The sequence below is a fragment of the Mycolicibacterium sp. ND9-15 genome (genome assembly GCF_035918395.1).
Classification (GTDB): Bacteria; Actinomycetota; Actinomycetes; order Mycobacteriales; family Mycobacteriaceae; genus Mycobacterium.
The window spans coordinates 1781403-1793582 of record NZ_CP142362.1; the positions used below are offsets into that span (position 1 = coordinate 1781403).

Annotated in this window: 17 protein-coding genes; 2 read left to right on the forward strand and 15 right to left on the reverse strand. The window is 68.3% G+C overall.

Annotated features, from left to right (window positions below):
• Positions 1-51: 51 nt before the first annotated feature.
• From QGN32_RS08790 to QGN32_RS08855, 14 genes are all read right to left on the reverse strand, one after another.
• On the reverse strand, positions 52-372 hold the full coding sequence (locus QGN32_RS08790) for a hypothetical protein (protein ID WP_326548188.1): 321 nt from the start codon (positions 370-372) through the stop codon (positions 52-54).
• Between the two features lie 44 nt (positions 373-416).
• Positions 417-1043, reverse strand: a complete 627-nt coding sequence (locus tag QGN32_RS08795; protein WP_326548189.1) for a TetR/AcrR family transcriptional regulator — start codon at positions 1041-1043, stop codon at positions 417-419.
• A complete protein-coding gene (locus QGN32_RS08800; RefSeq protein WP_326548190.1) occupies positions 1030-1899 on the reverse strand; it encodes an oxygenase MpaB family protein in 870 nt (289 codons plus the stop codon). Before QGN32_RS08800 ends, QGN32_RS08795 begins: the two co-directional genes overlap by 14 nt.
• Positions 1900-1951: 52 nt before the next feature.
• A complete protein-coding gene (locus tag QGN32_RS08805; protein ID WP_326548191.1) occupies positions 1952-2401 on the reverse strand; it encodes a hypothetical protein in 450 nt (149 codons plus the stop codon).
• Complete coding sequence (locus QGN32_RS08810) at positions 2398-2535, reverse strand: hypothetical protein (protein ID WP_326548192.1); 138 nt, start codon at positions 2533-2535, stop codon at positions 2398-2400. The genes QGN32_RS08805 and QGN32_RS08810 overlap by 4 nt, the downstream gene beginning before the upstream one ends.
• Before the next feature lie 44 nt (positions 2536-2579).
• The gene (locus QGN32_RS08815) at positions 2580-2819 is read right to left on the reverse strand and encodes a hypothetical protein (protein ID WP_326548193.1); all 240 of its coding nucleotides are present in this window, start codon (positions 2817-2819) and stop codon (positions 2580-2582) included.
• Positions 2816-3298, reverse strand: coding sequence for a transport-regulating membrane protein Mce1N (mce1N, locus tag QGN32_RS08820; protein ID WP_326548194.1), 483 nt, complete (start codon positions 3296-3298; stop codon positions 2816-2818). The genes QGN32_RS08815 and mce1N overlap by 4 nt, the downstream gene beginning before the upstream one ends.
• Complete coding sequence (locus QGN32_RS08825; RefSeq protein WP_326548195.1) at positions 3295-3669, reverse strand: hypothetical protein; 375 nt, start codon at positions 3667-3669, stop codon at positions 3295-3297. The genes mce1N and QGN32_RS08825 overlap by 4 nt, the downstream gene beginning before the upstream one ends.
• A gap of 20 nt (positions 3670-3689) precedes the next feature.
• Entirely contained in the window at positions 3690-4127 is a 438-nt protein-coding gene (locus QGN32_RS08830) for a hypothetical protein (protein ID WP_326548196.1), read from the reverse strand.
• A complete protein-coding gene (gene hemB / locus QGN32_RS08835; protein ID WP_326548197.1) occupies positions 4124-5104 on the reverse strand; it encodes a porphobilinogen synthase in 981 nt (326 codons plus the stop codon). Before hemB ends, QGN32_RS08830 begins: the two co-directional genes overlap by 4 nt.
• Positions 5105-5128: 24 nt before the next feature.
• Positions 5129-6814, reverse strand: a complete 1686-nt coding sequence (locus QGN32_RS08840) for a bifunctional uroporphyrinogen-III C-methyltransferase/uroporphyrinogen-III synthase (protein WP_326548998.1) — start codon at positions 6812-6814, stop codon at positions 5129-5131.
• Positions 6815-6839: 25 nt separating this feature from the next.
• Positions 6840-7772: a hydroxymethylbilane synthase gene (hemC, locus tag QGN32_RS08845; RefSeq protein WP_326548198.1), complete on the reverse strand. Its 933-nt coding sequence runs from the start codon at positions 7770-7772 to the stop codon at positions 6840-6842.
• Entirely contained in the window at positions 7769-9118 is a 1350-nt protein-coding gene (locus QGN32_RS08850; RefSeq protein ID WP_326548199.1) for a glutamyl-tRNA reductase, read from the reverse strand. Before QGN32_RS08850 ends, hemC begins: the two co-directional genes overlap by 4 nt.
• Positions 9119-9255: 137 nt before the next feature.
• Positions 9256-9510, reverse strand: a complete 255-nt coding sequence (locus tag QGN32_RS08855; protein WP_326548200.1) for a glutaredoxin family protein — start codon at positions 9508-9510, stop codon at positions 9256-9258.
• A gap of 39 nt (positions 9511-9549) precedes the next feature.
• Here QGN32_RS08855 and QGN32_RS08860 point away from each other — a divergent pair, with 39 nt between their 5' ends.
• Both QGN32_RS08860 and QGN32_RS08865 read left to right on the forward strand, forming a co-directional pair.
• Positions 9550-10431 (forward strand): HAD family hydrolase, encoded by an 882-nt coding sequence (locus QGN32_RS08860; RefSeq protein WP_326548201.1) that lies wholly within the window; start codon positions 9550-9552, stop codon positions 10429-10431.
• Positions 10432-10539: 108 nt separating this feature from the next.
• Positions 10540-11079 (forward strand): FAS1-like dehydratase domain-containing protein, encoded by a 540-nt coding sequence (locus tag QGN32_RS08865; RefSeq protein ID WP_326548202.1) that lies wholly within the window; start codon positions 10540-10542, stop codon positions 11077-11079.
• Between the two features lie 10 nt (positions 11080-11089).
• On the opposite strand, the gene QGN32_RS08870 is transcribed toward QGN32_RS08865, so the two are convergent.
• A complete protein-coding gene (locus tag QGN32_RS08870; RefSeq protein ID WP_326548203.1) occupies positions 11090-12160 on the reverse strand; it encodes a lysophospholipid acyltransferase family protein in 1071 nt (356 codons plus the stop codon).
• Between the last annotated feature and the right edge of the window lie 20 nt (positions 12161-12180).

The following is a 12180-nucleotide window of genomic DNA, read 5'->3' on the forward strand; positions in this document are numbered from 1 at the left end:
CCGCGGGCTGCCCAACGTCACCATATGGACGTCACCGTGCGGCGACGCTCGTCAGCTGCCCCCCGAGCCTTCGCTGCTCGCGGATTCCTTGCTGAATCTCGGGTTGCCGTCGTCGTCGAGCCAGTCGTTGACCGCTGTGCCCGCGACCGCGCCACCGGTGCCCGGCATTTTGGTCGTCGGCCGGTCTTCCTCGTAGGCCTTGTGCATCTCTTTGGCTTTTTCCCGATGTTCGTCGGTGACCTCGGGCTTGTCGGTCGGCTCGGGTTTTTCCGGCTCGCTGGTGACCTGATGGTGTTCGTCCGTTTCGGGTTCGACTTTCCGCTGCTCCTCGGTGAGCCGATCGTCTTCCCGCTGCGTGTCGTCGGTGCTCATGGGATATATCTGCCCGAAGCCGTGATCTATGAAACAGAGGCGGACTAAGAAGTCGGCAACGCCCGCAAAGCGGCGGGCAGGCTGGGAAGGAAGTGCTGGCGGGCGAAGGCGCGGATGTCATCTGGGGATTCGAGCGGCTGCGCACTCGGCAACAGCAAGACCATGACCGCGTACCGCAGAGTGGTGTCGGCCAGCTCCTGGACGGCCTGCTCCCCGATCCGCTCGGCGAACCCGACGGGAAAGATGATCCGCAGCGCCGCGGCCATCCGGGCGATCGCTGCGTCGTAGTGCCTGCGGGCGAGTTCGAGTACCAGCGCCGGCTCGTCGGTCAGCATCCGGTACAGCACGCGATGGCGTCTGAACTTCAGGATCGACAGGGTGAATGCCTCGACGTAGTAATTCGATTGGGGCCCAGCCTGTTTGACTTCTTCGGCGATGTCGGCGAACAGTGCGAAGTTCTCACGCTCGATCACCGCGGCCACGAGTTCGTCGCGGTTGGCGAACCGCCGGTAGATGGTGGTCCGGCTGACGCCGGCGCGACGGGCCACGTCGTCGAGCGCGACCCGCCGGAAACCGTGCCGCTCGAACTCGATGACGGCGGCGTCGAGGATGGCTTCCGTCGCGGGCGACGAATCAGGCCCTGTCGCGGGCGACGAATCAGACTCGGGCATAACCCTTTTGGGCGTAGCCGTTGTAGCGCACTCGCATCGGCAGACGATTCCATACCCAGTTGACTGGGCGCGACCGCCAGAAGCCGGCGAAACGCTGGTAGCGCCGCTCCTGACGGTCACTCCATGGCAGCTGCAGCAGATCGCGGGCGCGGGGCGGTAGGCCGCCGGTGGTGAGGAATGCGGCGAGCGGGTTGAACACCGGCGCGATCAGCTTCCACGCCCACGCGGGAACTCCCTTGGGGCGCGGGAAACCCTTTGTCACATAACCGACGCCGTACTTGGCCGTCTGATGGGCGACGACGATCTCGTCGAGCATGTGGTCCCAGTAACGTTCGAATTCGTCGTAGGTGGCGGGCATCGGCCGGTCGCTGACGCCGTAGCGGCGGTACCACGTCTTCGACTCGAGGTAGATCTGTTCCTTCTCCTCGCGGGTCAGCCGTTTGACGAACGTGTCGGCGAAGTACAGCACCTGTTCGACGAACGTGGCGTGCGCCCAGAAGTAGGTGTCGGGGTCCAACGCGTGGTAGCGCCTCCCCTCCCCATAGTCGCTGGGCATCTCGCCCTTGATCTCGGTGTGGAAGTCGCGCACCCGGGTGCCGGGGTGGTCGTCGTCTAGACCGTAGACGGTGTTGAAGATCGGCGGCAGCGAGCGCTTGACCCGCGCGGCGGTGTCGTCGAAGAAGACTGAGTGGTCGAGCACGCCCTGGCCGAGTTCGGCGAGCATGTTCTGCAGCACCGCGGGCCGCGGGCCGATCAGATACATCCGGTTGTCCCCGAAATAGCGCCAAACCAGCGACCGAGGGCCCAGCGGCAGCGCGTCGTCCAGAGTCTTGTTCGTCTCCACCAACTCGGTCATATGGCACAGTGTTACAGATTTCGCACTTTGTACCAACCGCCTGTGAGTGGCCTCACGCCACCGTTCGGAAGATCACCCATCGTGCGACCAGGAAGCCCAACAGGCCGCAGTAGACCGCCTTGACTGCCAGCAGCGACGGCAGCGATAGCGTCGTCACCCCGGCGACGTGCGCTATCCCGGATGCGGCGATCGCGACCAGCGCGGCACCGGCGCCCAGCGCCAGGCCGGCCAGCCAGCCGCGCCGGGGAAGGCGGTGGAGCCAGGGCCGGGGGCTCACCGTGCCGTCGTCGTCGACGCTGCGCGCCCCCAGCCAGACGAACAATCCCACCAGCGTCGACAGGATCAGCGACGTGACAACGAAGTTGACCACCAGCCCGTCGAATCCCCAGACCGGCTGTGGCGCCTTGCGCCGCCACGTCAGCCAGTCGATGGCCGGGTTGATGACGAAGTTGACGACGCCGGCCACCGTCGCCTGCACCCACACGTAATGTCGTGCGGTCACTGTGGGTCTGGTGGCGCCGCGTCGTCGGCGGCGATCGCGTCTTCGGGCGGCTTGGTGTCCGGGATCTCGCCCATGATCGAGGTCGACAAGAGCCGGCTGACCACACAGGCTCGGCCGCGAAAATGGTTGTTCACCAGGCTGGCTCCCACCCTTCGCCGACTCCGAGACCCCGCAGAGCCTATCGAGATGGTCTGCGGCGCAGATGCGCGACGGCCAGCACGGCCAGAACACCTGCCACCGTCGCCAAGAGCAGCGCCAGTCCCAGCAGCGGCGCGCTGTATTCCACCGACGTCGTGTGGGGTTCGCCTTCGAGCACCGGCGGCGCCACGACCGTCGTCCCGGCCGCCAGCCAACTCAAGACGCTGCCGACCGCTGCGGCGGCGGCGAGCACCAGTTCAAGCGTTGCCCGGATGGTCATGCCGGCGGAATGCGCTCTTCGACCAGCTGGGTCAGCGTCTCCCGAAGCTGGCGGTGCTTTCGCGCCCAGGCTTGCGCGGTGCGGTCATTGGTCATCTTCAGCCCGATGCCCGTCCGGCCGCGCGGTACGCCCGTGAGCTCGCCGAGCGCCCGCGCGGACTGCCATTTCGGCGCCTCGGAGCCACTCGCTTCGGGGTAGATGCGGACGATCTCATCGGTGCAGATGCGTTCGGTGCCCTGCCGCAGGGTCTCGGGCGTCAGCTCGACCGAGGTGTGGATGCGGGCAGCCTTGACTTGGATCGCGAGGAAGCCGCTGACGAGCACCAGGAACACGCCGGGCACCAGCCACTGAAAGCCATAGCCTGCGGACGCCTGGATCAACCCCATGGCGATCGCCGCCGCGGGCCCAGCCGCCAGCCACCACCAACTGGCTCCCTGTTCGTAGAACAGCACCTGCGGTGGGACACCGTCGTCGGTCACGTCGCTTCCCCTCGCGTTACGGCACCACGGCGGGTAACCAGGACCGCCCCCGCGAGCAGGGGGAACACCGCCAGCAGCGTGATCACGTTACCGATGCCGACAACGGCGGAGATCGAGATCAGCCCGACGATCGTCAACGAGAGCGCGATCAGCGCCCGGCGATACCGGGGGTCGCCGCCACGGCTGCGGCCGGCGAGCAAGGCAACACCTGCACCGGCGATGGCGGAGATGACACCTGCCCCGCGGAAAACGGCGGGAGCGCCCTCCCACGAGGCGGCGATGAGCCCACCGGCCAACAACATCACCGAAGCGACGATCCAGCACCAGAAGGCGGCGGTGACGACGCGGGTTCGCGGCGCAGGAGCGGTCATGGTCGGGTCAGCCTAACGTGTCAGCGCGTGAAGTAATCGTTGGCGTCTTTGCGGTGCAGCAGATACCCGCCCCCGAGGATGAGCACCGACCCGAGGATCGCGGTGACCGCGTAGGAGACCGCGGCGGCGGGCGGTCGATCGACATCGAACAGGCTGGTCACCACGTAGACCACGGCCGCGGCACCGGCGCCGGTCAGGACCGTTCGGGTCCACCGGTAGCCGTGCCGCATCAGGATCTGGAAAGTGAGGACGACCGCGGCGAGGATCACGATGAACAACGCCGAGATCGCCACCACCGGAGCGGGCAGGTCTCGAGCCCGGTCGCTGACCAGCAGGTCGACGAGGTGTCCCACCACCATCAGGGCAAGCGCGACCACCCAGAGCCAGAATCCGGTGTCGACGTCCTCGGGCCGGCCATCGGGTCGGGCGTCGGATTCTGTGTCGGGGTGCTCAGTCACGCCAGCCAGCCGGCGACGTCGGCCGCCCAGTACGTCAGCACGATGTCGGCCCCCGCCCGCCGGATACCGGTCAGCGTCTCCAGCGCGACCGTCGGTAGATCGATCCAACCGTTGGCCGCTGCGGCAGTGATCATCGAGTACTCACCGGATACCTGGTAGGCGGCCACCGGGACGGGTGAGAGGTCGGCGGCCGCACGCACGATGTCGAGGTATCCCATCGCGGGCTTGACCATCACGATGTCGGCGCCCTCGTCGATGTCGAGTTCCACCTCGTGCAGCGCCTCCCGGGCGTTTCCCGGATTCTGTTGATACGTACGGCGATCGCCGCGCAGGCTTGACCCCACCGCCTCCCGGAACGGGCCGTAGAAGCCCGAGGCGAACTTCGCGGCGTAGGCGAGTATCACGGTGTCGGTATACCCCGCGGCGTCCAGTCCGTCGCGGATCGCCGCGACCTGACCGTCCATCATGCCGCTCGGCCCCACCACGTGAGCCCCTGACTCTGCCTGTGCCACAGCGAGTTCCACGTACCGCTTATTGGTCAGGTCGTTGTCGACCCGACCAGCGGAGTCCAGCACCCCGCAGTGGCCGTGATCGGTGAACTCGTCGAGGCAGGTGTCGGCCATCAGTACGGTATCGTCGCCGAGGTCGCCGGCCAGGTCGCGCAGAGCGACGTTGAGGATGCCGTCCTCGGCCACGCCGATAGCTCCGGTGGGGTCCTTGTCCTGCTCGCGCGGCACGCCGAACAGCATCAGGCCGCCGACGCCCGCTGCCACGGCTTCGGCGGCGGCGCGACGCAGCGAGTCACGGGTGTGTTGTACGACGCCGGGCATCGAGGAGATCGGGCGCGGTTGCGTCAATCCGTCGGCGACGAACATCGGCAGCACCAATTGCCTTGGCTCCAAGGTGGTTTCGGCCACGAGACGGCGCATCGCCGGTGTCGCGCGCAGCCTGCGAGGGCGATGCCTAGGAAAGCCCATGCGAACCCACCTCCGGTTTCGCGATCAGCGGCGGCGGCTCTTCTTACGCGGCGGGGGAAGTGCACCCTCGGCGCGCAACCGGGCGGCGTGCTCGGCGAGCGCCTCCACCAGCGGTCCCACGGCGGCGACTTCCGGCTGCACATCCACGCGCAGACCGAATTCCGCTGCCGTCTCGGCGGTCTTGGGCCCGATGCACGCGACGATGGTCCGCGCGTGTGGCTTACCCGCGATACCGACCAGGTTGCGCACCGTGGAACTCGAGGTGAAGCAGACCGCGTCGAAACCACCCGTCTTGATCATCTCGCGGGTGTGCGCCGGCGGCGGTGCGGCCCGCACCGTGCGATACGCGGTGACGTCCTCGATCTCCCAGCCGCGCTCACGCAGCCCTTCGGCCAGCGTCTCGGTGGCGATGTCGGCGCGCGGCAGCAGCACCCGGTTCACCGGGTCGAAAACGTCGTCGTACGGCGGGAAGTCGTCGAGCAGGCCGAGCGAGGACTGCTCACCGGCGGGCACCAGCTCGGGGTTGATGCCGAACGCCCGCACCCGGTCGGCGGTGGCCTGGCCGACGCAGGCGATCTTCACGCCGGAGAAGGCCCGAGCGTCGAGACCGAACTCGTTGAACTTCTCCCACACCGCGCGCACCGCGTTGGTGGAGGTGAACACCACCCACTGGAACCGGCCGTCGACCAGACCCTTGACCGCGCGTTCCATCTGCGCGGGGCTGCGCGGCGGCTCGACCGCGATGGTGGGCACCTCGATCGGCAACGCGCCGTGTCCCACCAGCTTCTCGCTCATCTCGCCTGCCTGGTCCTTGGTGCGCGGCACCAGAACGGTCCAGCCGTACAGAGCGCGGCTCTCCCACCAGTTCAGCTTGGCGCGGTTGGCCACGGTCTTGCCGATGGTCACGACGAGCGGACCGGCCTGGGCCCACACGCCAGTAGGGGACGGGCCGGCCGGCTCGGTGCCCGCCAGGGTGGCCTTGTCGAGCAGCCCGGCCAGCGTCGTCTCGATCGAACGTTGTTGGCACGTCGTGCCGTTGGCGGTCACCACCAGCGGCGTGGTGTCGGTCAGCCCGTATTCGATCAGCGTGCGCGCCGCATCGGGGAGATGGGTCGCCGTGGCGTGCAGGATCAGCGGCCCCGGCGCGGCGGCCAGCGCCGCCCAGTCGACATCGGGGTCGCGAACATCGGCCACGGTGTGCGACGACCCCAGCGGCAGGCCCGCGTAGGTGGGCACCGCGGTGGTGTCCGGCAACCCAGGCACGATCTCGAAGTTCAGGTGCGACTTCGCCAGCGCCGACACCTCGGTGATCACGGCGTCGACCGACAGCGGGTCACCCGCCACCAGCCGCACCACGTCGACGCCGGTGCGGGCCTCGGTGATCAGCGTCTTGGCGACCTCGCCCGGATCGCCGACGGCCGACCGGATATCCGGTCCGCCTGGGATGGCCGGTGCGTCCTTTCCTGCGGTCTCGCCGTCCGCGGCGCCAGCGGTCTCGGCAGGCTCGGGCCCCGACGCAGGCGGCAGCTGGCAACCCACCAGGGCCAGCACCGTCTCGGGCACGTCGGGATCGGTGAACACCAGGGCGGCATTGGCGAGCACAGTGTGGGCGCGCGTCGTCAGCAGTCCGGGGTCGCCAGGACCCGAACCGACGAACGTGATGCGGCCCGGCTTCGGCTTGCGCCCCCGCCCGCTGGTCTGGCCTGTCATCTCAGTCACTCATCTCTCTGCAGCTTCAGTTGGCGTCCGCCATGAGCTCGCGCGCCCCGAGGTCGAACAACTCCTCGGCCACCGAGAGCCCCAGCTCCCGGGCCCGGTCGGGAGTGCCGACACCGGACGCGCGGATCACGTCGGATCCGTTCAGCGCCGCCACGCACCCGCGTAGCGACACCTCTTCGAAGACGTTGCCGTCCTCATCGATGGACTCGACCACCTCAGCGATCGCGCCCACCGGTGCGGAACAACCCGCCTCCAGTCGGGCGAGCAGGGCACGTTCAGCGGTGACTGCGGCGCGCGTGTCGGCGTCGTCCAACTCCGCCAGCAGCGCGGCAAGCCCGGTGTCGTCTGCGCGGCACTCGACCGCGAGCGCACCTTGAGCCGGCGCTGGCAACATCTGCACCGGCTCGAGAGTCTCGGTGACATCGGCCAGTCGCCCGATACGGGCCAGTCCCGCCCGTGCGACTACGATGCCGTCGAGATCACCGTTGCTAACCCTGTTCAACCTGGTATCCAGGTTGCCTCTTAGGGGGCGGATTTCCAAACCGAGACCCAGTGCTCTAAGCTGCGCGGCCCGTCGCGGGCTCGAGGTGCCGATGACCGAGCCCGCGGGCAACTCGCCCAGCACCATGCCGTCACGGGCCACCAGAGCGTCCCGCGGGTCTTCGCGCGGGGGACTTGCGGCGATGACGAAGCGCGGGTCGACCGCGGTGGGCAAATCTTTGAAGGAGTGCACAGCGGCGCCGACCCGGCCGTCGTGGATGGCCTCGCGCAGGGCGGCGGTGAACACCCCGACGCCGATGTCGGCGATCGGGCCCTGGTTGCGGTCGCCCTCGGTGGATACGGGAACGAGCTCAGCGGCGTGCCCGTTGGCGATGAGCGCGTCTCTGACCGTACCGGCCTGGGTGGTCGCCAGAAGGCTGGCGCGGGTGCCTATCCGGATTGCAGTCAAGCGTTACTCGGCTTGTCGAGATCCGGTGTGACCAACGGCAATTCGGGTCCGGCGACGGCGTCGACGGCCTGTTGGTCGAGCTCGAACAGCTCGCGCAGTGCCTCGGCGTAGCTGTCGCCGCCCGGCGCGCTGGCCAGCTGCTTGACACGCACCGTCGGCGCGTGCAGCAGCTTGTCGACCACCCGCCGTACGGTCTTGGCGACCTCGTCGCGGTGGGCCACGTCCAGGCCCGGCAGCCGGTTGTCCAACCTCAGCAACTCCGCTTCGACCACGTCGGCGGCGCGCTGCCGCAAAGCGGTGACGGTCGGGGTGACCTCGGCCATCCGCTGGCCGGCCAGGTAGTTGGCGATCTCGGCGGCGACGATCGCGCGCGCGGCTTCGGCGTCGGATGCGGCGGCGCGGGCCGAGGGCTCACGCTGGATGCGCTCCATGTCGACGACGTAAACCCCGGGCAGCCCCGCGACGGCCGGATCGACGTCCCGGGGCATCCCGAGGTCGCAGATCACCAGCTGTTTGGGCTCTTGACCGTGCGCCAGACCGCGGTGCACGTCGGCCAGTGAGACGACCGGACGTACCGCGCCCGTGCAGCTGACGACCACGTCGGCGTCGGTGAGCAGCGGCGGTAGGTGGTCGAACGGGAAGGCGTGCGCCTCGATGCCCAGCTCACGGACCTTGGCCACCAGTCGCTTGGCCCGGGGTTGACCGCGGTTCACCACGTGGATGCGATCGACTCCGGCGCGTGCCAGGTGCGCGGTGGCCAACGAGCCCATCGAGCCCGCACCGATCACCACCGCGGTGCGGCCCGCCAGCGAACCGAGCTTGGTTTCGGCCGTGCTCAGCGCGACCGACACCACCGAGGCGCCCGCAGCGTCGATGCCGGTCTCGGAGTGCACGCGCTTGCCGACCGCCAGCGCGCGCTGCGACAGCTCGTGCAGCGTGCGTCCGACGGTGTGATTGGCCTCGGCGGCGGCGTACGCGCGGCGAACCTGGCCGAGCACCTGTTGTTCACCGATGACCGCGGAGTCAAGGCCCGACGCCACCGCGAACAGGTGCTCGACGGCCGCCTCGGCATAGCGCACGTACGCGTACTTGGTCAGGTCGCCCAGGCTCATCCCGGAGTGCTCGGAGAGCACCTGGCCGATCACGGACAATCCGCCGTGGAACGCCTCGACGACGGCGTAGACCTCCACGCGGTTACAGGTGGACAGCACCATGGCCTCGGTGACGAGTGAAGACTGCAGCACCCGGTCGACGATCTTGGCCTGATCGGACTCGTCGGTGCTCAGTTGCTCGAGCACGGATACCGGCGCGCTGCGGTGCGAAACCCCGAAAAGCAACACGCTCATGGCTTCATCACCACGTATCCAAGGTAGTCGGTGAACAGTTAGGCCACCAAATTCCCGGCGATTTCCGCCGAAACTGTATCTCAGCAGCGAAATCGCGGGTGACGACCGGCCGGAAAACCGTTACGCGACGGACGCGGTCACCTCGCCAGGTCGGCCCGCAGCCGCGGCTCGTCGATCTCCCAGTAGCTGTGCTCGTGGCCGTCGAGCAGGACCACCGGCAACCGGTCGCCGAACTCCGCCCGCAGCGCCGCGTCGCCGGCGGTCGCGGCGGCGTCGACGTCGGTGACGGCCAGCGTGAAGCCGAGTTCGCCTGCCAGGGCAGCGAGCCGGGCCGCCGCCGCCGTGCAGATGGTGCAACCGTCACGCGTCAACAACTCCACCCGGTGCTCCACCTCGCCAGTATCGCCCCGCGCGTGACTTAGGGTTGATTCGTGTCTCGGACCGGCGACCTGGAAGCTGCTGAACAGCAACTTGCGGGTGAGGCAAGCGCGGAGGCGGCCGTCACCCATCTTGCGGCCGAGGCTCCCCCTGCGCCACCACCGGATCTGACCGCGGCGGCGTTCTTCGACGTCGACAACACGCTGGTGCACGGTTCCTCGCTGCTGCACTTCGCCCGCGGCCTGGCCGCCCGCAAGTACTTCACCTACGGCGACATCGCACGGTTCCTCTACGCTCAGGCGAAGTTCCAGCTGACCGGCCGCGAGAACAGCGACGACGTGGCCGCCGGACGGCGCAAGGCGTTGGCGTTCATCGAAGGCCGCTCGACGGCCGAGCTGATGGCGGTCGGCGAGGAGATCTACGACGAGATCATCGCCGACAAGATCTGGCCCGGGACCCGCACGCTCGCGCAGATGCACCTCGACGCCGGCCAACAGGTGTGGCTCGTCACCGCGACGCCCTACGAACTCGCCGCGACGATCGCCAAGCGGCTGGGCCTGACCGGCGCACTGGGCACGGTTGCCGAGTCCGTGGACGGGGTGTTCACCGGACGCCTGGTCGGCGACATCCTGCACGGCACCGGCAAGGCGCATGCGGTGCGGTCGCTGGCCATCCGCGAGGGGCTCAACCTGCGCCGCTGCACGGCCTATTCGGACAGCTTCAACGACGTGCCGATGCTGTCACTGGTCGGCACCGCGGTGGCGATCAACCCCGACGCCGACCTGCGCGACCTCGCCCGCGAGCGGGGGTGGGAGATCCGCGACTTCCGCACCGCGCGAAAGGCCGCTCGCATCGGAGTGCCGTCGGCGCTGGCCCTCGGAGCGGCAGGTGGGGCGTTGGCGGCGGTGGTTTCCCACCGCCAGGAACGTCGCTGAGAATGCGCCGAGGTGCTTAGCAGGTGGATCACCCGCACTTGGGTGCGTGCGATCCACCGGTTAGCGGTGTCGGGGCCGGCGGTGCAGCGCTGATAGGCTCCCGCCAACATGGCCATCGCTGAGAACATCATCGGAACGCACTACCGCTACCCCGATCACTTCGAGGTCGACCGCGAGAAGATCCGGGAGTTCGCGCGGGCCGTCAAGGACGATCACCCGGCGCATTTCACCGAGGACGCCGCCCGGGAATGCGGCTACGACGCGTTGATCGCCCCGCTGACGTTCCTGGCGGTCGCCGGTCGCCGGGTCCAGTTGGAGATCTTCAACCAGTTCGATGTGCCGATCAACATGGAGCGGGTACTGCACCGCGACCAGAAGATCACCTTCCACCGCCCGATCGTGGCGGGCGACAAGCTGTTCTTCGATTCCTACCTCGACTCGGTGACCGAGTCGCACGGCGCCATCGTCACCGAGGTCCGCGGCGAGGTGACCGACGCCGACGGCAACCCCGTGCTGACCAGCATCGTCACCGTGATGGGTGAGGCCCAGTCCGACACAGAGGCCGACGAGGTGAGCCAGCGCATCGCCGCCGCACGCGACGAGGCGATCGCGAAAATGATTGCTAAGCAAACTAGTTCGGAGAGCTAGCGGGATTCCCTCAGCCGAGGAACATGTTCCGGCGCTGGGTGAGCAGCTGGTACAGCGTCTGCTGAATTGTCTCGCGCACCTGGTCGGTGAGCTCGAAGGTGATCATCGGATCGTCGGCGGCCGACTCGTCGTAGTCCACCGTCTCGATCGGCTCGCCGAACTGAATGTGCCACTTCGACGGCAGCGGGATCATGCCCACCGGACCCGCCAACGGGAAGAACGGCGTGATCGGGAAGTACGGCAGCCCCAGTAGCCGGGCCAGCAACTTGACGTCGGCGACCATCGGATAGATCTCCTCGGACCCGACGATCGAGCACGGCACGATGGGCGCCTTGACCCGAAGCGCGGCCGAGACGAAGCCGCCCCGGCCGAAACGCTGCAGCTTGTAGCGGTCCTTGAAGTTCTTGCCCAGGCCCTTGTAGCCCTCCGGGAACACCGCGGTCAGCTCGCCGGCGGCCAGCAACCGATGCGCATCGGCGGTGCAGGCCATCGTGTGGCCGGCCTTGCGAGCGGCCTGGCCGAGCACCGGCATGTCGAAGACCATGTCGGCCGCCAGCAGGCGCAGGTCGCGGTGGGTCGGGTGGTGGTCATGGACCGCCACCGACGTCATCAACCCGTCGAACGGCAGCACTCCGGCGTGGTTGGCGACCACGAGTGCCGCACCCGTTTCCGGCAGGTGTTCGATACCGCTGACCTCGGCGCGGAACCACGATTTGAAGAGCACGCGCAGCAAAGGCAAGAAGATTGCGTTGTTGACGTGGGCATCGAAGCCGAACTCGTCGACCGGATAATCGCCCGTCATCCGCTTGCGGACGAATTCGGCGACCGCCGCGATGCGCTTGGCGAGTTCGGTGGGCGGCTGCTCGGCGGCCGAAGCGCCGCCGCCGGCGCCGCCCCTGCGGTCGTCGATCTCGCGAATGACGGCGGCGATCTCCTCGGCGGAGGCACCCCCCACCGGGTCCGAGAGCTGCGAGGGATGTCGGCGGGTGCCCTGGGCGCGTGCGGCGTTGCGCCGCTGAGCCGCTGCACGGCCCGAATTGGCGTGCAGCGGAATCACTTTCGCCTTGGACTCACCCGCCACAGTCGTTACCTTCTCCCCCA